This is a genomic window from Calothrix sp. NIES-2100 (assembly GCF_963875285.1).
GTDB lineage: Bacteria > Cyanobacteriota > Cyanobacteriia > Cyanobacteriales > Nostocaceae > Aulosira.
This window is the reverse complement of the sequence record NZ_CAWNLA010000001.1, coordinates 161,614-187,445: the sequence shown is the minus strand read 5'-3', so window position 1 is coordinate 187,445 and position 25,832 is coordinate 161,614. Positions and strand designations below refer to the sequence as shown.

Annotated in this window: 23 protein-coding genes; 12 read left to right on the top strand and 11 right to left on the bottom strand. The window is 41.9% G+C overall.

The features are described 5' to 3' along the window. Nucleotides 1-85: 85 nt before the first annotated feature. Nucleotides 86-2,761, bottom strand: coding sequence for a type I DNA topoisomerase (topA, locus tag AACU32_RS00850; protein WP_096596961.1), 2,676 nt, complete (start codon nucleotides 2,759-2,761; stop codon nucleotides 86-88). A 573-nt stretch (nucleotides 2,762-3,334) separates the two neighbouring features. On the opposite strand from topA, the gene AACU32_RS00845 reads away from it, so the two are divergent. The 4 genes from AACU32_RS00845 (at nucleotide 3,335) to AACU32_RS00830 (ending at nucleotide 7,355) form a co-directional block, all read left to right on the top strand. Then, complete coding sequence (locus AACU32_RS00845; protein WP_096596959.1) at nucleotides 3,335-3,628, top strand: hypothetical protein; 294 nt, start codon at nucleotides 3,335-3,337, stop codon at nucleotides 3,626-3,628. Then, nucleotides 3,615-4,856 carry a DUF6745 domain-containing protein gene (locus tag AACU32_RS00840; RefSeq protein ID WP_339377385.1) on the top strand — a complete coding sequence of 414 codons (1,242 nt, stop codon included), beginning with the start codon at nucleotides 3,615-3,617 and terminating at the stop codon, nucleotides 4,854-4,856. Before AACU32_RS00845 ends, AACU32_RS00840 begins: the two co-directional genes overlap by 14 nt. Before the next feature lie 213 nt (nucleotides 4,857-5,069). Further along, nucleotides 5,070-5,381, top strand: coding sequence for an RNA recognition motif domain-containing protein (locus AACU32_RS00835; protein WP_096596957.1), 312 nt, complete (start codon nucleotides 5,070-5,072; stop codon nucleotides 5,379-5,381). 411 nt (nucleotides 5,382-5,792) lie between these two features. After that, on the top strand, nucleotides 5,793-7,355 hold the full coding sequence (locus AACU32_RS00830; RefSeq protein WP_096596955.1) for an NAD(P)H-quinone oxidoreductase subunit N: 1,563 nt from the start codon (nucleotides 5,793-5,795) through the stop codon (nucleotides 7,353-7,355). 43 nt (nucleotides 7,356-7,398) lie between these two features. Here the strand turns inward: AACU32_RS00830 and AACU32_RS00825 are convergent, their stop codons facing one another. The 3 genes from AACU32_RS00825 to AACU32_RS00815 all read right to left on the bottom strand — a co-directional run bounded on the left by AACU32_RS00825 (nucleotide 7,399) and on the right by AACU32_RS00815 (nucleotide 12,861). Then, a complete protein-coding gene (locus tag AACU32_RS00825; RefSeq protein ID WP_096596953.1) occupies nucleotides 7,399-8,688 on the bottom strand; it encodes a sensor histidine kinase in 1,290 nt (429 codons plus the stop codon). 11 nt (nucleotides 8,689-8,699) lie between these two features. Continuing rightward, nucleotides 8,700-11,480, bottom strand: coding sequence for a hybrid sensor histidine kinase/response regulator (locus AACU32_RS00820; protein ID WP_096596951.1), 2,781 nt, complete (start codon nucleotides 11,478-11,480; stop codon nucleotides 8,700-8,702). Nucleotides 11,481-12,225: 745 nt separating this feature from the next. After that, nucleotides 12,226-12,861, bottom strand: a complete 636-nt coding sequence (locus AACU32_RS00815; protein WP_096596949.1) for a response regulator — start codon at nucleotides 12,859-12,861, stop codon at nucleotides 12,226-12,228. 258 nt (nucleotides 12,862-13,119) lie between these two features. On the opposite strand from AACU32_RS00815, the gene lipA reads away from it, so the two are divergent. Beyond that, the gene (gene lipA / locus AACU32_RS00810) at nucleotides 13,120-14,025 is read left to right on the top strand and encodes a lipoyl synthase (protein WP_096596947.1); all 906 of its coding nucleotides are present in this window, start codon (nucleotides 13,120-13,122) and stop codon (nucleotides 14,023-14,025) included. A gap of 222 nt (nucleotides 14,026-14,247) precedes the next feature. Continuing rightward, a complete protein-coding gene (locus AACU32_RS00805; RefSeq protein ID WP_096596945.1) occupies nucleotides 14,248-14,385 on the top strand; it encodes a photosystem I protein PsaX in 138 nt (45 codons plus the stop codon). 21 nt (nucleotides 14,386-14,406) lie between these two features. Here AACU32_RS00805 and AACU32_RS00800 read toward each other — a convergent pair whose 3' ends face one another. Beyond that, nucleotides 14,407-15,273 carry a branched-chain amino acid ABC transporter permease gene (locus AACU32_RS00800; RefSeq protein WP_096596942.1) on the bottom strand — a complete coding sequence of 289 codons (867 nt, stop codon included), beginning with the start codon at nucleotides 15,271-15,273 and terminating at the stop codon, nucleotides 14,407-14,409. 193 nt (nucleotides 15,274-15,466) lie between these two features. Between AACU32_RS00800 and hrmK the strand changes: the two genes are divergently transcribed. Then, nucleotides 15,467-17,266: a hybrid histidine kinase/response regulator HrmK gene (gene hrmK, locus AACU32_RS00795; protein ID WP_096596940.1), complete on the top strand. Its 1,800-nt coding sequence runs from the start codon at nucleotides 15,467-15,469 to the stop codon at nucleotides 17,264-17,266. 39 nt (nucleotides 17,267-17,305) lie between these two features. Here the strand turns inward: hrmK and AACU32_RS00790 are convergent, their stop codons facing one another. The 3 genes from AACU32_RS00790 to AACU32_RS00780 form a co-directional block, all read right to left on the bottom strand. After that, a complete protein-coding gene (locus tag AACU32_RS00790; RefSeq protein ID WP_339377384.1) occupies nucleotides 17,306-18,730 on the bottom strand; it encodes an NB-ARC domain-containing protein in 1,425 nt (474 codons plus the stop codon). Nucleotides 18,731-19,053: 323 nt separating this feature from the next. After that, on the bottom strand, nucleotides 19,054-19,194 hold the full coding sequence (locus AACU32_RS00785) for a hypothetical protein (RefSeq protein WP_339377383.1): 141 nt from the start codon (nucleotides 19,192-19,194) through the stop codon (nucleotides 19,054-19,056). A gap of 157 nt (nucleotides 19,195-19,351) precedes the next feature. Next, entirely contained in the window at nucleotides 19,352-19,492 is a 141-nt protein-coding gene (locus AACU32_RS00780; protein WP_339377382.1) for a hypothetical protein, read from the bottom strand. Between AACU32_RS00780 and AACU32_RS00775 the strand changes: the two genes are divergently transcribed. Next, nucleotides 19,491-20,300: a Uma2 family endonuclease gene (locus AACU32_RS00775; protein WP_096596936.1), complete on the top strand. Its 810-nt coding sequence runs from the start codon at nucleotides 19,491-19,493 to the stop codon at nucleotides 20,298-20,300. The two genes, AACU32_RS00780 and AACU32_RS00775, sit on opposite strands and share 2 nt — an antisense overlap. 124 nt (nucleotides 20,301-20,424) lie before the next feature. Here AACU32_RS00775 and AACU32_RS00770 read toward each other — a convergent pair whose 3' ends face one another. Both AACU32_RS00770 and AACU32_RS00765 read right to left on the bottom strand, forming a co-directional pair. Beyond that, the gene (locus tag AACU32_RS00770; protein ID WP_339377381.1) at nucleotides 20,425-20,571 is read right to left on the bottom strand and encodes a hypothetical protein; all 147 of its coding nucleotides are present in this window, start codon (nucleotides 20,569-20,571) and stop codon (nucleotides 20,425-20,427) included. Between the two features lie 214 nt (nucleotides 20,572-20,785). Then, nucleotides 20,786-20,938: a hypothetical protein gene (locus AACU32_RS00765; protein WP_339377380.1), complete on the bottom strand. Its 153-nt coding sequence runs from the start codon at nucleotides 20,936-20,938 to the stop codon at nucleotides 20,786-20,788. Nucleotides 20,939-21,148: 210 nt separating this feature from the next. On the opposite strand from AACU32_RS00765, the gene AACU32_RS00760 reads away from it, so the two are divergent. Next, entirely contained in the window at nucleotides 21,149-22,810 is a 1,662-nt protein-coding gene (locus AACU32_RS00760; protein WP_096596933.1) for a hypothetical protein, read from the top strand. 290 nt (nucleotides 22,811-23,100) lie between these two features. Beyond that, complete coding sequence (locus tag AACU32_RS00755) at nucleotides 23,101-24,726, top strand: hypothetical protein (RefSeq protein ID WP_096596931.1); 1,626 nt, start codon at nucleotides 23,101-23,103, stop codon at nucleotides 24,724-24,726. Here the strand turns inward: AACU32_RS00755 and AACU32_RS00750 are convergent. After that, the gene (locus tag AACU32_RS00750) at nucleotides 24,696-25,016 is read right to left on the bottom strand and encodes a hypothetical protein (RefSeq protein ID WP_339377379.1); all 321 of its coding nucleotides are present in this window, start codon (nucleotides 25,014-25,016) and stop codon (nucleotides 24,696-24,698) included. The two genes, AACU32_RS00755 and AACU32_RS00750, sit on opposite strands and share 31 nt — an antisense overlap. Nucleotides 25,017-25,332: 316 nt before the next feature. Between AACU32_RS00750 and AACU32_RS00745 the strand changes: the two genes are divergently transcribed. Further along, a complete protein-coding gene (locus AACU32_RS00745) occupies nucleotides 25,333-25,551 on the top strand; it encodes a hypothetical protein (RefSeq protein ID WP_096596929.1) in 219 nt (72 codons plus the stop codon). Next, a complete protein-coding gene (locus AACU32_RS00740; RefSeq protein ID WP_096596927.1) occupies nucleotides 25,548-25,817 on the top strand; it encodes a ParE family toxin-like protein in 270 nt (89 codons plus the stop codon). The genes AACU32_RS00745 and AACU32_RS00740 overlap by 4 nt, the downstream gene beginning before the upstream one ends. Nucleotides 25,818-25,832: the final 15 nt, after the last annotated feature.

Below are 25,832 nucleotides of genomic sequence, written 5' to 3'. Positions count from 1 at the left end.
GAGTAAGTTCCTAGACAGGACTTAAGTCCTGTCTTTTGCAGCACAAAGCCTACTGACTACGAATCAAAAATTTGGCGATCGTTCACTAATCTTCAGCATCATTTTTTTTACTAGCGGTTGTCGCTGTCTTAGAAGTTGACTTAGAAGTTGACTTAGAAGTTGACTTAGATTTAGAAGTTGTGGATTTAGTGGACTTGCGAGTTGATTTGGTTGACGAAGTTTTGCCTGCCAATAATTGTAGTGCCTTATCCAATGTCATATTTTCCACAGATTCACCTTCGGGAATGCTGACATTGGTTTTGCCGTTCTTAATGTACGGCCCATAGGGGCCATCATAGATATTGACTGGTGTTCCCTCGTCTGGATGTGTACCCAATTCGCGCAAAGCCGCTTTGGATTTGCTAGTGCTGGAATTGCGTCCTTTTTTCGGTTCCGCCAACAACTCTAATGCGCGTTCTAGAGAAACTGTCAAGACATTATCAGCAGCTTTCAGGGAACGGTAATCTTTCCCTTCCTTACCTTGGTCATGAACAATGTAAGGGCCAAAGCGCCCCAAACTAGCTTGAATTTTTCCTCCTGTTTCCGGATGCACTCCTAATGTCCGGGGTAATGCTAACAGTCCCACAGCGGTTTCCAGAGTGACGTTTTCTGGCGTTACACCTTTGGGTAAGGAAGCTTGTTTGGGTTTGGGGTTTTCATCGGTCTTATCACCCAATTGGACGTAGGGGCCATAGGCGCCAATCTTGACATAAATTGGTTCACCAGTGTCGGGATGGCGACCGAGTTGGTCAGGCCCGGAGGTTTTTTGTCGCAGTAGTACTTCTACTTGTTTGGGGTCAAGGTCGGCTGGGGTTAGGTCTTTGGGAATGGAAGCTGTCACCACACCTTCACCATTTTCTACTTCGATGTAAGGGCCATATTTACCGATGCGGACTTTGGCTGGTAAATTTTCTAGTTCTACCGTCCTGGCTTTCTTTTCATCAATTTGGGGTTCTCGTTCTTTGACTAAAGTTTCTAGACCTTTATCGCCGAGGTAAAATTCCCGTAAGTAGGGAAGCCAGTTAACTTCTCCTGTGGCGATGTCATCCAGCGTTTGCTCCATTTTGGAGGTAAAGCTGGGATCGACCACATCGGGAAAGTGTTTTTCGAGTAAGTCAGTCACAGCAAAAGCCGTGAAAGTAGGCACAAGAGCATTATTGACTAATTGGGCATAACCTTTATCGATGATTGTGCCAATAATACTGGCGTAGGTACTAGGACGACCAATACCTTCACTTTCTAAGGTTTTCACCAGAGTAGCTTCACTGTACCTAGCTGGCGGTTGCGTTTCGTGACCAATTGCTTCCACTTCTTGACAATCTGGATGATCGCCTACTTTCAAACTTGGCAAAATTACTTCCTGGTCTTCCAATGCAGCTTCGGGATCGTCGGAACCTTCCACATAGGCGCGTAAATAGCCAGGAAAATCAATTCTTTTCCCAGAAGCACGGAAACCAGCATCTTCTACTTGCAATTGCACAGTAACTTGGGTTTGGCGGGAGTCAGCCATTTGACAGGCGACGGTGCGCTTCCAAATTAAATCGTAGACAGCCAATTCTCGACCGCCCAAACCAGTTTCTTGGGGCGTGCGGAAAGTGCTACCCGCCGGACGAATTGCTTCGTGTGCTTCCTGTGCGCCTTTAGATTTGGTGGTGTATTGCCGAGGTTGGGGGCTGAGATATTGTTTACCATAGCGTTGTTCCACACAGCTACGAGCAGCTGCGATCGCTTGGTCAGACAAATGTACCGAATCTGTCCGCATGTAGGTAATATACCCTTGCTCGTACAAATTCTGAGCTACCCGCATCGTATCTCGAGCTGAAAGGCGCAATTTCCGGTTAGATTCTTGTTGCAGAGTCGAAGTTGTAAACGGTGGCGCTGGTTTGCGCGTCACTGGGCGTTCTTCTACCTCTTTTACATTCCAGGTTTTACCAGTCAGGCGTTCTTTGAGTGCAACTGCATCCGCTTCCCTCAGCAAAACCACATTGCGTCCAGCCGCGATTTGTCCGGTCGCCGGGTCAAAATCGCTGCCATTAGCTATTTTGGTTCCTCCTAGGGTCACCAACTGGGCGGTAAACGGAGATTTTTCCTGCTCTAGGTAAGCTTTTAAATCCCAATAACTACCCTCACGAAAGGCGCGGCGTTGACGTTCCTTGGTCACCAATAGCCTCACGGCTACAGATTGGACGCGTCCAGCAGATAATCCCCAGGCGATTTTTTTCCACAGCAGCGGAGACAGGGTATAACCGACCAACCGATCCAAAATCCGGCGCGTTTCTTGGGCGCGAACCAACTGCTCATCGATATTACGGCAGTTTTTCAGAGCCTTTTTGATCGCTTCGGAGGTAATTTCGTGAAACACCATCCGCTTAGTCGGTACTTTGGGCTTGAGCAACTGGTATAAATGCCAACTAATGCTCTCACCTTCCCGGTCTTCGTCAGTAGCCAGAATCAACTCATCAGCCTCTTTGAGAGCATCTTTGAGCTGAGTGACAACTTTCTTTTTGTCTTTCGGGACAACATACACCGGTTCAAAGTCGGCGTCTACATTTACCCCCAACTGCGCCCATCTTTCTGCTTTGACAGCGGTGGGAATTTCGCTAGCCGATTGGGGTAGGTCACGGACATGACCCATCGACGCTTCCACCCGATAGCTTGATGGTAGGTAGTTGCGAATAGTACGAGCTTTGGTCGGAGATTCGACGATGACGAGAGTTGACATGGAAATTTTAAAAAAAAGAATAGCTGCTCAGCTAAACAAGCAAATTTAGACGATTTCGGCGAGATGTCAAATTAAAACGTCGCGCTTTTTGATGTGAGTTGATCCTCACACAAAATGCCCATGAGGGTAAAAATCCGCTACAGTTTGGGCATAGTCCTTTCCAGATAATAAGGGAGGAAAACGCCGGCTGTGAATTTCCAGCTATTTCAATCTTTAACTTATCTCAGCAAAATTGGCGACTACAGTTTTCAAAATACCCCCCAAGTGTAATACAACGATACGTCCTGTTTTTTGGAGAGATTCGGCGATCGCGAGCTAAGGGGAAGACAACAGAGAAGTCTCTTGCATGATTCCCCCTTGTCCCCTTTCCCTTGTCCTCCTTGTCTCCCTTGTCCCCCTCTTCCCCCGGTTAGTGAGATTCAACTACCGCGAAGCGATGCACTGAGAAGCTCACAGAAGTGTCGAACCACATCCTCCTCATTTCCCTATTTCAAAGAAGGTTGTGCCAAAATTAAATCAAATTTGAGAGAAAAAGCGAAGTGGGGTTGATACCTACTGCTAGGAGGCAAAAGTATGCAACCAATCCGTCAAGGTGATGTCATTTTACAACCTGTGGAACAAGTCGAGGGAGAAAGATTACCTCACTTGACTTTGGCAGAAGGTGAGGTAACTGGACATAAGCATCGGATTACTGAGGGCAAAGCAAAATTATTCTTAAAGAATGATGCTCTCTACCTGCGTGTGTATTCCCGGACTGCTTTGCTTGCTCATGAGGAACATCAGGCGATCGCAGTTCCCCAAGGTCATTGGATGGTGAGAATTCAAAGAGAATACGAGCCTGAAGGGTGGCGCTATGTCGCTGATTGAAAAGTTAACGCCCCAACAAGAAGCTTTAATTCCAGTTTATCGGAAAAAATGGCGAAATATTGCACTTTCAACTGAGCGAATTGATCGTGAAAAAGCTGCGTCAGCAGTAAAAGCAGCCTACATAGCAATTGGTAAGAATGCTCCTAACATTATTTTTTATGAAAGTCCTTATGTAGCTCTAAAATCTACTATCTTTGACAAGCTTGAGTCCTTGAAGCAGGAATTAAATAACAAAGTTGTTAGCCAATTAAATAATTCATCAATTAGTAACCTAAAAAGGCTGCAACGGGAGTTGCTAGAAAAGCCACTAGAGCAATTGGGAAGACAAACTTCGTTCTTCAGCGATCTGAGTTATTCAATATATCCTCAAGTTTTTCAGGATATCAAAATCGATGAAGAACTATACGATGAACTGGTGTATGGTAAATTGAATAACAATTTTTCCGACATTTTAGGTTTTAGGCTAAGTTTGATACTAGAAAATTACATCAAAATATATCTGAATGAACAACTACAAAGTGAAGATTGGCAACAAATAAACCTGCAACTCGGAAGTCGGCTATCATCTTCTCTCCAAGCCAGTTTATACTCTTACATAAATAATTTCTTTGGGCTATGTTTTCAGCCAGAAGAAGAGTGTAAAATTAACAGCTTTAGGGATTTTATTATTGCTTGTGTATGGTTTTCGGAAATTCTACCAGAATGGTTAATATATCAATCTTTAATTAAAGAGTGTGGATGGATTTTTGCTTTTGATAAGGCTGTAATTATCTGCGATCGCCCGCTTCAACTCCGCTTCGATAATCAAAATCGCCTCCACGCAGAAGGTGAACCAGCCATACAGTATGCTGATGGATTTAGCCTCTACTCTTATCACGGTGTCACCTTACCGGAAGAATACGGTAAACTCAACCCGCAACAATGGCGATCGCAATGGTTATTAACAGAAGATAATGCCGAACTACGGCGAGTGTTAATTCAAGGTATTGGTTACGCCCGAATTTGCCAAGAATTACAAGCCATTGAATTAGATAGTTGGGCAGAATATACGCTATTAAAAATTGATGCTGATGTTGATGAAGAACCAATTTACTTATTAAAAATGACTTGTCCCAGTACTGGATTCATACACGCTTTGCGAGTTCCACCTGAGATGAAATCAGCCCATGAGGCTATTTGCTGGGTAAATTGGGGTATTCCCCCAGAGGAATTTGCTATCCAAACCTGAAAGCTGACCAATATAGTAGACAAAATTACAAAAAATACCGTATTCTAGCACACATTATGACAAATGGATAAGATTTATCGCCTAGCTAGAGAAAAGTTGTGTTAGCATAAAATTGGAGAAGTTAAATTCGGTGATAAGGATCTTGTTTTTAGTCATAATTGCAAGCTGCTCTCCGGATAAGCATCTCTGCATCAATGGATTCTGGAGAGTTTCATGTCTATCTACGTAGGGAACCTATCCTACAGCGTCACACAAGACGACCTCACTAAGGTATTTTCTGAGTACGGTTCTGTTAAGCGAGTTCAATTACCCACAGATCGGGAAACTGGTCGCGCGCGGGGCTTTGGTTTCGTGGAAATGGAAACATCAGCCGCAGAAGATGCAGCTATTCAAGCTCTGGATGGTGCCGAATGGATGGGGCGTGTAATGAAAGTTAATAAAGCTAGACCACGGGAGGAGAAAAGTACTCGCTCTGGCGGTGGCAATTGGGGAAGAAATGCCAGTGGATACTCCAGACATTATTAAGTCTTGAGGGTATGCATCAAGGCAAAGCGTTAAAAAACATTACCTAAACAACAATTATTCCATAATTAGCAGATTCAGTAGCTCACTGGACTGCTGGTTGATATATTAAGCAGTTCAGCTTTATATTTGAACTGCTTATTTTTCAATGAATGATATCATGTTCACTTGATTGCTTATACAACGTCATTGCGAGCGGAGCGAAGCAATCGCAAAGGCTGGGATTGCTTCGCTGCGCAGGCAATGACAGGTTGCAAATATACCAGTTCCATCCACATGATTGTGAGGGATGTCTGCTGACAAGAGGCTAATCTATGGAAACAGATAGAAAGGTTTATGGAACTTTAGTTCAGAACAATAGATAGAATGAACAAAGTTAGCCTTGATGTCTAATCGCCAAAACCTATACAACTCATGGATTTTGCTAATCTTGCATCCCAGTTAAATGCTGGAACGATTTTACCAGAGGGGATTGTCATTCTCACCCTCTTGGGGGTTTTGATTGTTGATTTGATTTTGGGGCGTACATCTTCACGCTGGATTGGGTATCTAGCGATCGCAGGTTTACTAGCTGCGACTGTCGCCCTGTACTTTCAATGGGATGCTACCAATCCCATCTCCTTTAGCGGTGGCTTTAACAGTGACGACCTCAGTATCGTCTTTCGCGGTATTATTGCCTTATCTGCGGCTGTTACCATCTTAATGTCCATTCGCTATGTGGAGCAGAGTGGCACTGCTTTAGCAGAATTCATTGCGATTTTGTTAACCGCTACCCTAGGAGGAATGTTCTTATCCGGGGCTAGTGAGTTAGTGATGATTTTCATCTCCCTAGAAACCCTGAGTATTTCCTCTTATTTGTTAACAGGTTATACCAAGCGTGACCCACGCTCGAATGAAGCGGCGCTGAAATATCTGTTGATTGGTGCTTCCAGTACAGCAGTATTTTTATATGGCGTGTCGCTGCTGTACGGGTTATCGGGTGGACAAACAGAATTGAGTGCGATCGCCAATGGCATAGCCAAAGCTAATATCGGTCAGTCATTGGGTATAGTAATTTCCCTTGTGTTTGTGATTGCCGGCATTGGCTTCAAAATTTCTGCTGCACCCTTCCACCAATGGACTCCAGACGTTTACGAAGGCGCTCCCACCCCAGTGATTGCCTTTTTATCTGTAGGCTCCAAAGCAGCAGGTTTTGCCCTAGCTATCCGCTTACTCACCACAGTCTTTCCCCTAGTAGCTGATGAGTGGAGATTCGTCTTCACTGCTCTTGCCGTTCTCAGCATGATACTGGGTAACGTAGTTGCCCTAGCACAAACCAGCATGAAACGGATGCTAGCTTATTCATCCATTGCCCAAGCAGGGTTTGTGATGATTGGCTTGATTGCTGGTACTGATGCCGGATATGCCAGTATGATATTTTACTTACTGGTCTATCTGTTCATGAACCTGTGTGGCTTCACCTGCATCATTCTGTTTTCTCTACGGACAGGAACAGACCAAATTGCCGAATACTCTGGCTTATATCAAAAAGATCCACTTCTCACATTGGGCTTGAGTATCTCCCTGCTGTCTTTGGGTGGTATTCCACCACTAGCTGGGTTTTTTGGCAAAATTTACTTGTTCTGGGCAGGTTGGCAAGCAGGTCTTTACTGGCTAGTCCTGTTAGGCTTAGTTACCAGTGTTGTCTCCATCTACTACTACATTCGTGTAGTCAAGATGATGGTAGTCAAAGAACCCCACGAAATGTCTGACGTAGTCAAGAATTATCCCGCAATACGTTGGAATTTACCTGGATTTAGACCTTTGCAGGTGGGGTTGATAGTAACTTTAATTGCTACCTCCATCGCCGGGATTTTGTCAAATCCTCTGTTTACCTTAGCTAATAATTCAGTTGCTCATACTGCTATATTGCAAGCAACTAATGTTGTTAGCACTCAGGCAAGTGCCGTTAACACCGAGCATTCAGACAGCTTGTAAATTAGTCAATAGGTAATAGGTAATTAAAAACAGCAATTACCTATTACCTAAATTCATCATCAATCGGCAGAGTAATTACAAATTCTGCACCTTCACCGGGGATTGAATTAACCTCTATACTTCCCCCGTGTTTCTCAACAATGATTTGCTGAGTAATTGCTAAGCCTAAGCCTGTACCTTTACCTACAACTTTAGTTGTGAATAAATGATCAAATATTTGTGATTTGATTTCCTCAGGAATACCTAAACCATTATCTTTAATCATAATTAAAATATTATTTTCATCTTCATTTAACTTAGTTTTAATTTTAATAAAATTGGGATTAGCTATAATTTCTTTATAGCTACGCCCGACATTAGACTCTTCTAAAGCATCAATAGCATTAGTTAAAAGATTCATAAATACTTGATTTAATTGACCAGGAAAGCATTCTACCTCAGGTAAATCATCGTAATCTCGGATAATTTCAATTGCTGGGTGAGTATTAGAAGCTTTCAATCTATGTTTAAGAATTAAAATAGTACTGTCGATACCATCGTGAATATTAAAAGGAATTTTCACCATGTTATCAGCACGAGCAAAGGTGCGTAGAGAATTACTAATATCGCCGATCCGCTCTATTCCTTCTTGCATGGAATGGAGGATGTGCGGGAAGTCTTTGAGGAGATATTCAAAATCAATTTTGGCTGCATGTTGGGCGATTTCTGTTGCGGAAGCCTGATTTTTATAAAGATGGATGTGATCGATCAAGTCTTGCATATATTTCTGTGCATAGGTGAGATTACCTTGTACAAAGCTAGTAGGGTTATTAATTTCATGAGCAATTCCTGCTACCAACTGACCTAAAGAAGACATTTTTTCACTTTGTACCAACCGCTGTTGAGATTGTTTTAGCTGCTCAACAGTAGCAGTTAACTCTGCTGCGCGTTGTTCTAGCTTTTGGTTGAGTTGACATAGTTTTAAATGAAGATTAATCCTAGCTCGTACATCTTCTGGTTGAAATGGCTTGGTAATGTAATCTACTGCACCGAGAGTTAAACCTTTAACTTTATCTACCACATCTGATAGCGCCGTCATAAAAATAACTGGGATATCTTGGGTAGCCTTGTTTTCTTTTAAGCGACGACAAGTTTCAAAGCCATCAATTCCCGGCATCATGACATCTAATAGAATTAGGTCAGGAGACACTACTTGCAATTTCTCTAAAGCACTTTCGCCACTTTTGGCAACTAAAACGCGAAAACCTGATGCTTGTAAAAACTCAAACAGTACCTTGGCATTTGTTGGGTTATCATCAACAATCATAATGAGGTTTTGTTTATCATTAACCATATTTACGGTTGTCAAATATACTGTTTCATTAACTTGAGAATGGCTTCTTCATCGAGATTTTGAGTTAGTTCCAAAAGCTTGGTACTAAAGGCTAGATATTTAATATCTAACTGCTGTAGTCGTTGCGCTTCCTGTTCAACTCCTGCAATATCGCCAATGGTGGCAGCAGTCCAGAGATTTTGTAATTCCTCTGTAGGTGGAACGATGAACTCGCAAGCAAGATTATTTGCTGCTGGTGGTGGGACAGTTGCACTACCTGATTGATAAATCCAAGTTAAGCCTAAATGCTTCTGAATCTGTGTTAACAGTTGCTCTGACTGCACAGGCTTGGGAAGAAAATCATTGCAGCCAAAATTATAACTTTGTTGTTGATCAAAATTGAAGACATTCGCAGAGGAAGCAATGACGATCAATTGGGAAAATTCTGCTTGGGAACGTAACTTTTGTACCATCTCCCAACCATTGAGTATAGGCATAACTATGTCAGTGATGATTAACTCAGGCTGCCAAGCCAAGGCTTTTGCTAATCCTTCTTGTCCGTTGACTGCTTCCATTAGTACAAAACCAAGGGGTTCTAACAGATTAACAATCACAGAGCGATTTTCCCATCGATCATCAACAACCAGCACCTTAATGGGATTTCCTTCATAGCCAATAATGTTATGGGTAGGCTTGCTAGAAGTTGAATTAATCCATTGTTGTGAGACTTGTAAATCTACATCAAACCAAAACTTGCTACCTTCCCCCAAAGCACTTTCTACTTTGATTTCACTGCCCATCATTTGCACGATTTTCTGGCTAATAGCTAGTCCGAGTCCAGTTCCCTCTACCATTCGCTGCTTATTTCCCACCTGTTCAAAGGGTAGGAATATTTTTTGTAATTGCTCTGGACTCATGCCAACGCCTGTATCCTCAATTTGAAATATAATTTTTATTATAGGTAATTGTTCCGGTTGGTTATGACCTACAGCCTCCTTTTTGACCTGATTTGAAGAATCTTCAAAATTGGGCGAATTATCCCACACACCAACTTTGAATATGACTTCACCGCAATCTGTAAATTTAATCGCGTTACTTAATAAGTTCAGTAGCACTTGGCGTAAACGTTTTTCATCAGCTAATACGGCGGTGGGGAGTTGATTAAGTTCCTGGTAAGTAAAAGAAATTTCTTTTTGCTCAGCTTTGATCTGGCAGATTTGAAAAATACTGTTGAGGAAGTTATTCAAGTGGAAATCGTGGGGAAATAATTCTAGTTTTCGGGCTTCAATTTTTGATAAGTCGAGAATATCGTTGATCAAAGTCAGTAGATGGGAACCACACTGGTAAATAATGCTGATAGCATTCTTTTGTTTGGAATTCAAATTTTGGTCAAGCTCAAGTATTTGTGCATATCCTAAGATACCGTTGAGTGGTGTGCGCAGTTCGTGGCTCATATTTGCCAGAAATTCACTTTTAGCTGTGTTCGCACTATCAGCAATTTCTTTTGCTGTTTTTAACTCGCTAGTACGTTCTTCAACTCTGGTTTCTAGTTCTAAGAAAGATGCTTGCAACTGTGCAGCCATCTGATTAAAAGATTGGGCTAGACTTTCTAGTTCATCTATACCCTTAATTTCAACTTTTTGGTCTAATTCTCCAGAAGCGATCGCCATACTTGCAGCCTGCAAGCGTAGAATTGGTTTGGTAATCCAACGCGATGTCAACATTCCTACCAAAATAGCTACTGCTAATGCTGCTAAACACAAGAGTATACTAATACGGGTATTAGCATCGATTTGTGCCATAAAGTCGGATTTTGGCACTACAACAATAACTAGCCAATCCAAGCCAAATTTGTCTCGCCAAGGGGTAATTTGGACAAATTGCCGTTCGCCTTTGAGGGGAAAGTCAAGTTCTTGACTATCTTTAATTTCTCTAAAACTGCCAAATTTTTGCTTTAAATATTGTGCTGTTCCTTTAATTAAATCATCTTTACTGTTTAATGCTGAAAGCCGTTTTGCTTGACCATTAATAATATTATATGGTAGCTCATGATTAGAAGCAGCAACTATTAAACCAGAACGTTCTAAAATTAATATTTTCCCTTTTGCTCCTACCTGTAAATTTGCTAAAAACTTACTAATTTGTGACAAGATTAAATCAATGCCAATTACCCCAATCAGCTTATTATCTTCATCATAAAGCGGAAAACTGGAGGATATCGAGAAAATTTCTGGTTTATCTTCCCATTGATAAATTTGAGTCCATAAGGGTTTACCCATTTTGATGGCATCTGCATACCAAGCTTCTAAGCGAGGATCGTAATTTTTAACGGCTGTTAGCTGCTGACGATTTCCTTGGGAATCTGTAGTATAAACATAAAGTTTACCAAGCCTTTGCTTTTCGGAAACTTCATTAATTAAAAGATTCCCATTATCTAAACGTTCAATACCAATAAATTCGCCTTTGGGATTGGCAAAGTTAATATAGCCAATATTAAGCACTTGCATTTGCTGACAAAAATAATGTCCTGTGCTTTGTAGATTAGTTAAATCTATCAGCTTTAACTTGATAGCATCGGTATTAATCTGATTAATCTGTGGAGGCGTTGCTAAATATGTATCCAGGTGCTGAACGACAAGTCCATTGATTTTTTGCATTAATTGATTAGCTAGATCATTGACTACCCTCTCTCCATTTTTCCAGGAAAGATAGCCTACTAGTCCCACAGCAGTAAATATCTGGATAACAAAGGGGAGAATCAGGATAAACCTGAATGATACTTTTTTATAATTTTTGAGATTGTAATTGCTCATAAATAGCAGTTTTATATTATTTTAATCTGTTGCTGCTTCAGGCACATGTAAAAATAATATTTTTTACTGACTTAACAAAAAATCAGTAAAAATATCCTGATAATTACTATCAGCAATTTTTGGAATAATTAAAGGCTGAGCAAAATATGTGTAATCAAAAAATACAAGAGATTATTTTTTATTAGTAAATTCGGGGATGAATTTTTGGGAATTACACATAAAAAAGCATAAATATAGAAAACAATAGAGAAATTACGTAAGTAATGTAGGAGTGATACAAATAGATTTACTGGGAAAAGTTTAGATTTTTTTAAGTGTAGCGATCGCACAATTTATTTAACACACTCAGTCCCCAGCTTTATTGAGGGTATTATATATGAATCATATTTGATTTGAGAAATATACTTAGGGTACGTTATAACTAATAACAATTCAATAAATGATTTTGACATAATGGATTGTCGCAAAGGCGGGGAAACCCCACCCCTACAGATGCATCTGTCTCATTCTTTTTTCAAATTGGTATAAAGTCCATAACCCACCCTTATATATGTAGCAACCGAGCTTTTAGTTTGTGGGTGATAGGACTTGTGTATACACTGTAGTCTTGTAGTCAGGGAAAATTCAATATCACGCCACTTGCGACAAAGCTCTTAACCCGCTCTTAACCCACGCAACGCAGTGGCTCCAAAATCTCCGAATTTTAGATTTTAAATTGAGATATAGTAATCAGTTCACTCAATTTCTACTTAATTTTCTGTTTAATAAATGTCACAACTTGATTTAGCTGTTTCTTTAACCCATCAATTTCTACTTGCATCTTGGCAATTTTGTCATTGAGCATCTGAATTTCCGCAGCAGAAGCAGACTCCGCAACAGGAGATTGAACTGCGCCATTACCACTATTAGAAGTTGCTACTGTACCATTCGTGTTATTAGCGGCTATTGCTGAGCCATTGTTAACAGGAAAACTGACTCCGATCAAAGTTTGATCTGGGCGTATCTGTTTCGCTTTCGCCATTGCTGATTTAATGGCCCCAATTAGTTGCTTCTGATCAAAGGGCTTCCCAAGAAATTCAAAATATTCAAAGGGTTCTGAGATTTTCTCCGTCACCTCTTCTTTCCGCCCAGACATCAGCACTAAAGGAATTTTCCTTAACTCAGGCTGAGCTTGAATGTGTTGGAAAACGTCCCAACCACTCATTTTAGGTAAAAGAAAATCCAACATGATCAAGCTAAATTTGTCTTGAAGGATGTAATTGAGTCCTTCCATACCGTCTTTTGCTTCTACAACCTCAAAATTGCCAGGAGGCAACATTTCTCGTACTTTTACTCTGACAACTGTGGTGTCATCAATAACTAGGATCTTGTTACTTGCCACGACTGATTACTCTAATAAAAACTATAGGTGGAGATGGCGATATTGCCGATTGACCGTGAGAATTATCCCACTATATCTAAAATTTATCTTGATTGGGGGATAGTATATTTCGGTATAAGTGATGTTACTGGAAGTGTTTTAAGAAACTTCTGCTTTTATTTTTGGCAAATTGTGTCATGGTGATATTTAAGGCTTTCACCTGGCCTTAAAGTATAGAAAACCTGCCCTACAGTACCTTCTCTTCTCGCTTGGATGTCTATGACTTCGTCACAACAAGCCCAACTCAAGTCAGAAATTATGGCAATGCCTAGCTGGTTGCGTCGCTCTATCGGCAAAGCTAGTGAAATCTCTACCGTACAACGCATTATCAAGCAGCGCCAAATTCATACAATTTGCGAAGAAGGACGCTGTCCTAATCGGGGGGAATGCTATGCCCAAAAGACAGCTACTTTTTTACTAATGGGCCCTACTTGTACACGTTCTTGTGCATTTTGTCAAGTAGATAAAGGTCATGCTCCCATGCCTGTTGACACAGAAGAACCACAAAAGGTGGCTCAAGCCGTGCAGCTTTTGGGATTACGTTATGTAGTGCTGACTTCTGTCGCCCGTGATGACTTAGCAGATCAGGGAGCGGGACATTTTGTCCAAACGATGGAAACTATCCGCCAGTTGAACCCAGAAACTCAAATTGAAGTGCTGACGCCAGATTTTTGGGGTGGTGTGGGGGCTGGGGAAGAAGGTCAACGCCAACGGATAGCGATGATTGTTAAAGCGAAGCCAGCCTGTTTTAACCATAATATTGAAACAGTGCGACGCTTAAGTGGGCCAGTGCGCCGGGGAGCGAAGTACGATCGCTCGCTGCATGTACTTTCACTGATCAAAGAGCTAGATTCCTCCATCCCCACCAAATCAGGTTTGATGCTGGGACATGGCGAAACCTTTGATGAAGTCATCGAAACAATGACAGATTTAAGAGCAGTAAAATGCGATCGCCTCACCATCGGGCAATATATGCGACCTTCCTTAGAACATCTGCCAGTCCAAAAATACTGGACTCCAGAGGAATTTGATCAACTCGGCAGCATAGCATGGAAAATGGGATTCAGCCATGTCCGTTCCGGGCCTCTGGTTCGCAGTTCCTACCATGCAGGGGAGGAGGGATGAGGGGACAAGGGAGGGGGGACAAGGAGAGAAGTCTGAGCGGAGGCTTCCTCCGCTCAGAACTTCGGAGGGACAAGGAGGACAAGGGAGATAAATAAGAAATGCCCAATGCCCAATGCCCAATGCCCAATGCCCAAAATACACAAATATTTTTAAAGAAAGTGGGCAATGGGGACATCTGTTTGGTATGTCTTAAAAAGTCCTGAAATTTAGGAGAACAGATTAATGGCTGATAAAACGGCTAATTCCCCAGTTGCTGACAGTGGCGCTAAACCTCCGTATCCCTTCCGTACTGGTTGGGCATTGTTTTTGTTAGCGATCAACTTCTTAGTTGCCGCTTACTATTTCAATATCATCCAGTAATTAGAAGCTGAGAGGTGCTGCTCAAATCGTGCCTTTGAATAAACCTTTGGGACGAATGAGCAGCACCAAAATCATGATTAATAGCGCTACACCTTGTTTATACTGAGAACCTAGCCAAGGGGTGCTGACTTCTTGAGCTATGCCAATGATAAAAGCTGCGGCGATCGCACCATAAGGATTTCCAATTCCCCCCAATATTACGGAAGCAAATAAGGGCAATATCAAAAACCATCCCATATTCGGGCGCACAGCCGTAATTAGCCCGTACATACTGCCCCCTAAGGATGTGAGTGTGCCAGCAATTAGCCAAGTCCAGAAAATCACTTGGTCTACATTAATACCAGAAACTCTTGCTAAATCCAGATCGTCAGCGACGGCTCGCATTGCTTTGCCAATTTTCGTGTTTTGTAAGAGGTAGTGCAGCGCCAAAATAGCCACTACTGCTAAACCCAATACCAACAATTGATTTTGCGGCACTTTTAAACCCAAAACGTCTAAAGCTGGGGTCACAGGGAGATTGTAATTTTGGTTCTTACCACCCCAGATGAGAATAATGCCATTACGTAAGAATAAGGCCAATCCGATAGATATAATAATCAACGTAGTGGAAGTAGCACGAAGATTGCGCATTCTTGACCACAGCAATTTTTCGGATAACAGCATTGTCACTACTGTTCCCAGCGCGGCTAGTATCATTGAAAACCAAATATTTATACCTGTGGTATTCACTAACAGGGTTAGGTAGGCTCCCAAAGTCAGAAAATCACCGTGGGCAAAATTTGACAACCGTAAAATCCCATAGGTAAGGGTAAGTCCGACTGCGGCTAGGGCAATAATACTGCCTACCGCAATGCCATTGATAATCAATTGAGCAATTTGTGTATCCATAAGTCTTAAGTTGATCTTAAGAAATTCCAAGCTGAGTGATTTCGTACATTAAATTGTGGGATCTTCGTCACATTCGACACTATTAGGCACTATAGGTTATGCTTTATAAATAAAAACAAATGTGCGCTAGTATACATGAAATCCTGTTCGCACTCTTGTGCGAAGCTAAACTTGTTCAGCGGTCTAGTTGACCATGCAGCAGTATTCAAGCTTACCAGAACAGAACTGTCAGATAGATGCAACTCCAACACTTTTGACCACAATCCAGCAACTTCGAGCGGAGTTGTGGCTAGAGAGCAGCTTGAACCAGTTGCAAAGCGATTTTAATGATTGCCTGCTTTCTGCTTGTACTACTTTGCCACAGCAAAGAAGCTCAGAAGCAGAAATTTTCCAAATTTTGGTCAACGATCTCAACCATGCTTTGAACAGCAGTAAGGTGGCGATCGCTCTGTTCCAACCACAAGAAATAACTGGTAAAGTCTGTTATGTTTCTCCTTCGCCAGAGAGGCACTCACAACTTCCACACCTAGAAGCTGTCTCCAAAAAAGGCAGAAAGCTTCGCTTGAAATTAGACGAGCCAATAGAGCTTGAAGATTTGCAGCACCTAGAGCATCAAGAAACGCCAAGTGCTTGGCAGTTGAGCGATGATTCTGGTGGGATGATAGCTTGGCTAATTATTGCTACGGCTCCTAAGAGATTGGATGGAGATTCCGCCAAAGGATTAGAAGCGCAAATGAAAACGCAATTAGTAGCACGGGCTGTGAAGTACTGCAATGTCGCCTTAGCAAAGCTCAGACAATTTCAATCTTGCCAGCAAAAGTCCCAATATTTGAGTAGTTCTAATCGGGAACTGGAGCGTACCAATCAACTGAAAAACCAGTTTTTGGCTAATACCAGTCACGAAATCCGCACGCCTTTGAGTTCGATCATCGGTTTTACGCACCTGCTGTTAGCTCAAGGCTACGATCCCACAAAAGACCGTCATCAAGAATATTTAAATATTATTCAATCCAGCGGTAAGCATTTGCTAGCGCTGATCAATGATATTTTGGATCTCTCTAAAATTGAAGCCAATCAGCTAGAAGTAGAGTGGGGAATCGTGAATGTGCCCACACTATGCCGTAATGTGATGGCATTAGTGAAAGAAAAAGCTGCCAATAAGGGTTTAAAACTGCTTTTTGATATCGACCCCAATGTGACAACTCTAGTAGCTGACTCTTTAAGGTTGAAACAAATGCTGTTGAATTTACTCTTCAACGCTCTCAAGTTTACAACTACAGGCAGCGTTGGTTTAAGGGTTGTGGCTAAAGGTAGTTTTGTACATTTTACCGTTTGGGATACTGGCACTGGTATCTCCCAAGCAGACCAGGCTCAACTGTTTCAACCGTACTTCCAAATTGCTAACTCCACAGTGGCTCGTCATGAAGGTACTGGTTTGGGTTTAGCTGTGACGCGCAAACTCGCAGAAATTCACGGTGGTTCTGTGGAAGTTGAATCTGAGGTAAATCGTGGCTCGCGATTTACTATCGTACTTCCCCTAAATCCCGTTGGAGATTTAGAAGGAATTGAAGGTGAAGTTGCTGACTTATCTTCCTTACCGCCTATAGTTCACGCTCCTAGTTCTTTTATAGAAATTTTGCTCGTAGAAAATGACTTAAACAATGCCAAATTGATGCAAATTTATTTAGAAAAATTGGGTTATCAGGTAACTTGGGCGAAGAATGCTGCCGAGATGTGGGAATCTCTGCAAAATATCAACCCAGCAGTGATTTTAATGGATGTGAATTTGCCGGATGATAATGGTCTGAACTTAGTGCGGCAACTGAGAGAAAATCAGCAGTACAGCCAGACTCCAGTAATTGCGCAAACAGCAATGGCGATGAGTGGCGATCGCGAAACTTGTTTAGCTGCTGGTATCAATGACTATATTTCTAAACCGATTGATTTACCTCTGTTAGCTAGTCTGGTGGCAAAATATAGCAACTCTGAGTAATTCGTAATTCGTAATTCGTAATTCGTAATTAATTGCTAATTAACTCGCAATTTGGAGTTGATGCTTTTGCTCAAACAAGGGACTCGGCTGGAGTTGTATTTTCTGCTCTAGAATGAGTTGGGAATTGACATATTCCATAACTAAAGGATGTAGCGAAAATCTAGCCCCCTTGGTTTCAATGAGCGATCGCGCTTGCAATGACTCCAGTACTTCCAATAAGATTTGGGGTGAGATGGAAGATGCTAGTTGCGATCGCAATTCGGCAAATGAAATCGCTTGGCAATGGGATGCTAAGGATTTGAGAATTTCCTGCGCCATATCTGATAAGCATTGCCATTGCTGTTCTAACAAGTTGGACACTTCACCAAAAACAGGGGTTTGTTGCTGCAAAAATTCACTGATATTGCCAGCAAATAAATTTTGAATGGTGGTGGAAGCAAGATTTAAGGACAGGGGATGGCCTGCGTAAGACTCTACTAATTTGTGCCAATCGTCTGGGGTTCCCGCAAAAGCGCCTTTGGCGTGGAAAAGTTCCTGAACATCTGGCATTTGCAAGCCGTTGAGATGAAAGACTCGCACTGGGAGGATTTCACCTTCCAAAGGTATAATCTCTTTCGGCTTCTTACGACTTGTGAGGATGAGACAGCTTTGATGGGCTGTTTCTCCCACCCGCTTAAAAAATTCCCGATACTCTTGATCTCCTTTTTGCGGAAACCAGATGCAACTTTTGCAAGGAGACTTTTGATTTGCACATTCTTGCAACACAGCATCAGCCCCATCTAACACCAGCAGACAACGGTGGCGTTGTAAATAATCAATAAACCATGACATTCTACCATGTAAGTTATCTGGTAAATTGGTGTCTTGTCCGTTGGATAGGAAGGCGATCAGGTCAGATAATAAATCTTTGAGAGGACGACGAGGTGAGAGCGATCGCCAAATCACGAAATCAAACTGATCCTGAAGCTGTTGAGTGAGTTTTACGGAAAACCAGGTTTTACCGATACCACCCATACCCAATAGAGTAAGGAGACGGCATGGTATTGCCTTATTTGTAGGAGACTCATTTAAAATCCACTGTTTCAAAGTTGCCAGTTCTTCAGTGCGTCCACGAAACAGAGAGACATCTGGTGCTTCTCCCCATGAGAGCGAATTTTGGATTTCTCTGTTATTGTTCTGGAGATTGCGATCGGGATGAGCAAATTGATAGTCTTCGGATTCAAGTTGCAGGTTAAATGCGCTGAAACAGTACTTTAGGGTTTGCTTATCTACCCCCGCTTCACAAGCAAATACCTTTGCTACCGTATCTGGATCTAACCTCATGCGAAAGCCCAAGGTTTCACGGCTATAACGGTTACCGAAATTTTCATTATTTTCTGATTGCGATTTTGCATGTTGGAGTTTTTGTAATCCTTGGGGAGTTAGGATTACACCACGTCTCCGGCTCCTTTGTTGGAATTTCATTGGAACACCGATGATAAATGTATTTTTTATGGATAGGCATGATCGTTTGTAATGCATTCCCAAGATGCACCAGCAAACAGCAGATGAGCAACACAAATCAGCAGTAAATAACTCAAGCTACTAAACCTACAAAGTTATCTACCACTCAATAAAGTTTTGATTGTAAAAAATGCACCCATTGAAAGGATTTTTTTAAATAATTTTTCCACAGAACACAGATGCAGCGCACCAATTCAGACTACAAGCACTTCAGAACTTAAAGACTGGATGAAGCAGATTGATCCAGCTAAATTTATGTTACCTGCTTTATTGCCGCATAGACATTAAGTAATTTTACGGAATGTGATTAAGTAGGCGATCGCAAATTGCTCAATTTTTAAGTCAGTTGCATAGCTGAGACTGGTTAAAACCACAGAGAAGTGTGTCACTTTGACTATATGGTTATGGTATTTGTTTTTTCCCATCAGTAGTTCAGGAAAAATCAGGAATATGAAAATTCAGTTAAATTCAGTTAAATTCAGGATACGGAAAAGTTGGGAGCATCCCAAATGTATAAATTGATTTTTTTGTAGTGATGGCTTCCTTGGCGCTTTTTTGAGCTTAGGGAGCAAGATGCTCCCACTACAAATTTATCTGTGTCCGAATGCGATCGCCTTTTTCTGTTGTTGTATTTTCGGAAAACAGCTTGCTCGGCTCAGGTAGACAGACAATCCAGTACCATATATATATTTGCTGCGGGCTACCCCACTGGTGAACAGCCATGTCAGAAACAATCCTACCTGTACCTTTAATTGAACTTCCACCCACCGAAGCAGAACTTCCCTATGATGATGGTGTGCCAATGGAAAGCGCACGGCACAAAACCCAGATGGATTTGCTGATAGATGCCTTAATCCCTTGGTTGTCACAACGAGAAGATGGGTTTGTCGGTGGGAATATGTTTGTCTACTACAGTCTGGCGCAGGTGCGAAACCAAGACTTTAGAGACCCAGACTTTTTTGTAGTGTTGGGTGTCCCCAAAGGTGAACGCAAAAGTTGGGTAGTTTGGGAAGAAGGGAAAGCACCGGATGTGGTGATTGAGTTGCTTTCCGAAAGTACAGCCGCAGCAGATAAAAACGAGAAAAAGCTGATTTATCAAAATCAAATGCGCGTGCCAGAATATTTCTGGTATGACCCGTTTAACCCAGATGATTGGGTAGGTTTTTCGATTCAACAGAGAGTTTATCAACCCCTGGTTGCTAATAAAGGCAATCAATTGGTGAGTGAATCCTTAGGGTTGGCGTTGCAGCGTTGGCAGGGTAATTATAAAGGGATTGAGGCGACTTGGTTACGCTGGGCGACTTTGGACGGAGAATTACTGCCAACCCCTGAAGAACAGGAATATCAACGGGCTGAACAGGAACGCCAACGAGCCGAACAAGAACGCCAACGAGCAGATAGAGCGGAGGCGCAGTTGTTACACACAGCACGTAATTTACTGGCTGGTGGGATGACCGTGGAACAGGTGGCGCGGGTTACAGGTTTGGATGTAGCGGTAGTTGAGCAATTGATTCCAACGTCTGAAGCGTGAATAAAAATGACATTACTGGGCCATCGCTGTTGGTGTAATGGGGGAATTGGGAAGCGATCGCCAATCTGGAGCATTGCTTTGGGGACTTAAATACAAGAAGCTTTGAAGTTATTTCTTAAGTTCGTTAACTTCGGTTGTGAAAACTGGATTCAAATGTATCGGCGATCGCACCATTAATACCAACGTCTGAAGCGTGAATAAAAATGATACTACTGGGCGATCGCAGTTGGTGGGATGTTGGAATTGAGAAGCGATCGCCAATCCGGAGCATTGCTTTGGGAACTTAAAGACAAGAAGCTCTGAAGTTATTTCTTAAGTTCGTTAACTTCGGTTGTGAAAACTGGATTTAAATGTATTGCTGATCGCACCATTAATACCAACTTCTGAAGCGTGAATAAAAATGATATTACTGGGCGATCGCTGTTGATGGGATGGGAGAGTTGGGAAGCGATCGCCAATCACTACCAAACTTACTTCTTTACTTCTTAAGTCCCTAAAATTCGGTTGTCAAAACTCGATTTAAATGTAGAGGCGATCACACCATTGATACCAAAATCTGAGGCGATCGCTGTTAGTGGGATGTTGGAATTGAGAAGCGATCGCCAATCTGGAGCATTGCTTTGGGGATTTAAAGACAAGAAGAGCTTAAGTTAGTTTTTAAGTTCGTTAACTTCGGTTGTGAAAACTGGATTTAAATATATTGGCGATCGCACAACTAATCCTAGTTAGTTCTTAAGTTCGTTAACTTCGGTTGAGTTAGCTGCTTTCAATCAACTATAGTTTATTTTGTAATAGATAGATTAACCCATTTGCAATGAGCTAATCCATTCTTGATTATAAGATGAATTATGAACACGCAACAATCGCAAAAATCGGCAATCAATTACTTTGTTTTAGGAAATGTTCACTGTCAAGCATTCGATGATTTTCGTGATGCTGTCAACATTCAGAAAGGAACTACAATTCATGATCAGATTAGCTTTGACTGCCTAGTTATAGATGTATCATATCATGGTGCTAATTCAATAACACTTGTAAATCAACATCTTGATATAGGTCTACCTATATTATTATGTAATATCAGTGAGCAGCATTGGCGAGAGCTAGGAACACTGACTGGCTTTTTCACACTTGGTGGAAGTCAAGCGTGCTTAATCATTCGGCAAACTGATGAAGCAGAACGACTTCATTACACTTTTATAGATTTGCCAGATTCTTCCAATCCAAAATTACGCCTACAGGCTGCTCCAATAAAGTCTGAAGTTTCTGAAAGCTCACAGGCAAATGTACAAAATTACCATGAATCATCAAGTGACCAAGATCCAGATATTGCCTTTTTCAGTTCAAATTTTCAGTCACCAGAACGTGAGTCCGAAAAAAACCAATCTTTTCAGACTTTAGTTGAAACCAATCTTCTTCGCACCAAAGCTCTTCCATCCAAAGTATCTGATGTTCCACCTGATTTGAAGTTTGTAACCTATACTTTCTCTCAATCAGTTCCACTACATCTTGGAAAACCAAACAACAACAATGGAGATCAAGTAGCCACCACTACTCATTCTTGGATATGGACTGTCTATTACAATAATTATGGTAATGAACTGTTCCAATATATTCATCTTCAGACATCAGCCACAGTTTCTCCTGGTAGTTTAGCTGTCAATAATGATGAAGAGCGTGCCTGGTCACAAAGCTATTTTGCATTGAGTATCAAACCACAAAGCGATCAAATTTTTTGGTTTCAATCCAGTCCTGAAACGATCAACAATTCAACAACTGTAACTGATTCTACTTCATTTACCATAAATTTCGATATTAGCGAGAGTCCATCTGGGGGTGGATCTTTTACCGCAGACAAATCAACAACACGGGACATAACGGATTGGAAAATAGTCGAGACAACTGCTGGCTCATGTGGCGCATGGCAATATTCTCAACAAAATCCGTACGATGCCACACAAAATAACTTGCAAGATCGCTTTACATTTTGGGGGCATGTTAAAGAGCTTCCTAATCTTTCTTTATATACCTTACAGTCACACACACAAATAGTTTGGCGCACTACTTTACCCACTCGTGGTTATGCACGTTTTGATTATAGAGCCGATTGGAAATTTGTTGATTCATGGAGTACAGATTGTGCATTAGGGCTTTGCTCGACTATTCATACTGTTTATGGATGGCATTGGTGGTGGGATGTACCTGGCTACTTTAATATTGACATTGGCAAAGTAATTGATGGAAACAGCCCCAATGTTCCCGACCCAGACGATTTATTTACTGTCGAATTAACCGAGGATGCAGAAGGTGAACCACTAGCGAAAGTATCGCCTCCAAGAGATGCCAAGCGCGGGGCTAAATTTGTCATTGTTGAGGAAGATGAACCACTAAAGAAAGTATCGCCTCCAAGAGATGCCAAGCGCGGGGCTAAATTTGTCATTGTTGAGGAAGATGAACTACTAAAGAAAGTGTCGCCGCCACGAGATGCCAAGCGCGGGGCTAAATTTTAGGACTTACGCACAGCCTCTATTTGTAGTGGACTGTTTCAGCTAAAATAGTGCATTAAAGAATTAACTTTGAGTCCAAAAAATAGAGCTTTTTGCTGATTTTCCATTGCCTCATTTTAGCTGTGTCAGTCCTGTAGCATAACTCACTAGTACCGCTATGTATAGTGCCGCTGCGTAAGTCCTGATTTGTCATTGTTGAGGAAGATGAACCGCTAGCGAAAGTACCGCCTCCACGGGATGGCTTGGGGTAAAGCAAAGTTTTGATGCAGAATTAGGAAGAGCAGGATATACAAGTGATCAGTCTAGATATTTACAAAGATGATCTCGTCGGAAATTGGGTGTTAGAGGGTGCAGAGTGGCATTGTGGTAGGTCTAGGATATCACCCTTCCTGCACCCAGCTTTGGAATATAGGGGTATCACAACCGCTGCTTATTCCGCCTTCTGGGTATGTGAAAGGCTCTCTGAAACTCAGTTATCACCTTCACTCTCTCAAATAGCTACCGTATCTCCAGCGAACTTTCAACAGCAATTAAATTATTTATATGAATGGCCGTTGGAATTTATTCTAATTTTGATTGATCGCCATAGTCAAGAAGTCACTTTAAGAGCTGGTCGCTGGGGAACTGCACCAGTATATATTGTTGCAGCTGATAATAGCCTTCATGTACATTGGAATCCAGTTCACTTATATGGTTTAATCAACCAAAAACTTGACTTGGCTCTAGCCGCACAGTTTCTAGTGAATTGTAGTATTCCATATTGCCATCAAACACTGTTCTCCGGCATCTTTCTTCTGACTGAACGAAGCTGTGCAATTTGGCGACCAAAACAGAGCAAATCTTTCCACTTAATATATCCAGATTCAATACCATCACCGAAGCCAAGACCTGTCAAAGTTGGAGTCGATGTGGTAGAGGCTTTACGTGTCATTTTAAGTTCCTCCATGCGTCGCTGGTTACATACTGGTACACAAAATATGCACGCTGAGTTGAGTGGCGGACTTGATTCTAGTCTTGTGGCTATTGTTGGAACGACTCTTGTTTCTGAAGATGTATATACCTATGGGCTTGAAATACAAGGTGAATTTGCCAAAGGACAAATCCACCGTCGTAATGCACTTGTACAAAAATATCACTTTCAAGATTTTGCAGTACCAGTGGATAATTATTTACCCTTAGCTATGCAGGGAAGTTTTGCACAAGACAAAACCGTTTTTCCATGGCAAGAGTGTTATAGGGAAGGTTTTGGCAAGCTACTCGACAATGTTGTGGCTAAGGGTGGGCATACTGTATTTACCGGGAGTGGTGGAGACGAATTAATGTACCCACACTGGAGAGAGCTTAAACCTCAAGAGCAAGAAGCCTATTACCATCAAGTCAAGCCAACATCTGATTCTTTTCCAACCTATCTAACTCAACAAGCACGAGAAGCTTATTTGGATAAAGTCGATCAGTACTACCAAGCACCAACAGCAGGTGTCCCAGCTTCCTTTTTTACTGCAAATGCTGCTGCTGCTCCACTTTATTTGGAGCGTGGACTTTGGCCTGTTAACCCACTGATGACACCGGAGTTGTATTGGTTCTGTCAAAGCTTACCCTTAAAGTTGAGAGCGAACAGATCGTTGCATCGCTTAGTTCTGACACGATTAGGATGTCCACAACACGTTGCTTATCCTACAGAAACAGAGGATTTCAGTACGGTCTTAAGCAATGCGATGAAATTAGCATCTGAAACTCTGTTTGACACTCTATTTACTGAACCAAGAATTGCGGAACTTGGATTGGTGAAAGCCGATATGCTGCGTACCGAGCAACAAAAATTCATGCACGACATCACGTTCCGTAAATCCAGTATGTTGTACGCTGCTGCGATACTAGAATTGAGTGTTCAGGCAATCCAATCAGCAAAAAGACCGTGATATACTTCTCGACTACACGAAGTTTTACCAATAACCTCAGTAAAATCATCATTCCAGCTAAAATGCTCTGACCAAAGCTGCTGACGAGGATGAAAGAGCACAACCTCTTGTTGGGTTTGTGGATCGCAATGGCTAGTTTTAGTGTGCTTTCGACTATTACAGTCAAAACACGACCAAGCTAAATTTTCTGCGATCGTTTCTCCTGACCGGGTTTGATATGTTCTCGTAGGTGATCGTTCCTTGATTAGCCTCTTTTGAAGTAGTGCGATCGCTTTTGCTAAGTAGCTCAACCTAATTAAACGTCAAATGTCATTACGAGCGGAACGCAGTGAAGCGAAGTAATCGCCAAGACTCTATTTTAAGTTTTTCAATGTTGACCTACTTAGTAGGGCGATAATGAATAGGTGATGTTTTCCTGGTCAGAATGTAGTAGCAATGACTGAGTTACTTGAACGTGCGATCGCCAAGTTGAAAACCCTACCAGCTAGTGAGCAAGACGCGATCGCATTTCTTCTAGTTACTAACTGTCTCTGTTAAAGTGCGATCGCTATTGCTAGTAGAGCGATAATGGATAGATGATGTTTTCCTTGTCAGAGTGTGATAGCAATGACTGAGTTACTTGAACGTGCGATCGCCAAGTTAAAAACCTTACCTGCCAGTGAGCAAGATGCGATCGCGGCGATGATTCTGGAAGAACTTGAAGACGATCAGCGCTGGGATGAATCATTCTCTCGTTCCCCAGATATTTTGGCTAAACTTGCGGCTAATGCAATGGCTGAGTATCACGCAGGCAAAACTCAAGAACTCGATCCAGAAACATTGTGAAGTCACGCACTACAATCGAGTTCCGTAAATTGTTTGCCGATCTACCCGAAGCAGTTCAAGAGCAAACACGGGTGGCATATCGCCAGTTTAAAGAAGATCCAAGTTATCCGAGTCTGCGCTTCAAGAAAGTGCATCCAGAGTTACCAATTTACTCTGCCCGAATTAGCAAAAACTATCGAGCGGTTGGTCAGTTGGATGGAGACACCGTAATCTGGTTTTGGGTTGGTTCACATACAGAATACGATAGGTTGCTAGAACAGTTGTAGCGGCACAGTGGCGAT

Bases quoted from the DNA above. Each gene is read 5' to 3' on its own strand.
- topA (WP_096596961.1), bottom strand. From the start codon at position 2,761: ATGTCAACTCTCGTCATCGTCGAATCTCCGACCAAAGCTCGTACTATT.
- AACU32_RS00845 (WP_096596959.1), top strand. From the start codon at position 3,335: ATGCAACCAATCCGTCAAGGTGATGTCATTTTACAACCTGTGGAACAA.
- AACU32_RS00840 (WP_339377385.1), top strand. From the start codon at position 3,615: ATGTCGCTGATTGAAAAGTTAACGCCCCAACAAGAAGCTTTAATTCCA.
- AACU32_RS00835 (WP_096596957.1), top strand. From the start codon at position 5,070: ATGTCTATCTACGTAGGGAACCTATCCTACAGCGTCACACAAGACGAC.
- AACU32_RS00830 (WP_096596955.1), top strand. From the start codon at position 5,793: ATGGATTTTGCTAATCTTGCATCCCAGTTAAATGCTGGAACGATTTTA.
- AACU32_RS00825 (WP_096596953.1), bottom strand. From the start codon at position 8,688: ATGGTTAATGATAAACAAAACCTCATTATGATTGTTGATGATAACCCA.
- AACU32_RS00820 (WP_096596951.1), bottom strand. From the start codon at position 11,480: ATGAGCAATTACAATCTCAAAAATTATAAAAAAGTATCATTCAGGTTT.
- lipA (WP_096596947.1), top strand. From the start codon at position 13,120: ATGACTTCGTCACAACAAGCCCAACTCAAGTCAGAAATTATGGCAATG.
- AACU32_RS00805 (WP_096596945.1), top strand. From the start codon at position 14,248: ATGGCTGATAAAACGGCTAATTCCCCAGTTGCTGACAGTGGCGCTAAA.
- AACU32_RS00800 (WP_096596942.1), bottom strand. From the start codon at position 15,273: ATGGATACACAAATTGCTCAATTGATTATCAATGGCATTGCGGTAGGC.
- hrmK (WP_096596940.1), top strand. From the start codon at position 15,467: ATGCAGCAGTATTCAAGCTTACCAGAACAGAACTGTCAGATAGATGCA.
- AACU32_RS00790 (WP_339377384.1), bottom strand. From the start codon at position 18,730: ATGAAATTCCAACAAAGGAGCCGGAGACGTGGTGTAATCCTAACTCCC.
- AACU32_RS00785 (WP_339377383.1), bottom strand. From the start codon at position 19,194: ATGGGAAAAAACAAATACCATAACCATATAGTCAAAGTGACACACTTC.
- AACU32_RS00775 (WP_096596936.1), top strand. From the start codon at position 19,491: ATGTCAGAAACAATCCTACCTGTACCTTTAATTGAACTTCCACCCACC.
- AACU32_RS00780 (WP_339377382.1), bottom strand. From the start codon at position 19,492: ATGGCTGTTCACCAGTGGGGTAGCCCGCAGCAAATATATATATGGTAC.
- AACU32_RS00770 (WP_339377381.1), bottom strand. From the start codon at position 20,571: ATGCTCCGGATTGGCGATCGCTTCTCAATTCCAACATCCCACCAACTG.
- AACU32_RS00760 (WP_096596933.1), top strand. From the start codon at position 21,149: ATGAACACGCAACAATCGCAAAAATCGGCAATCAATTACTTTGTTTTA.
- AACU32_RS00745 (WP_096596929.1), top strand. From the start codon at position 25,333: ATGACTGAGTTACTTGAACGTGCGATCGCCAAGTTAAAAACCTTACCT.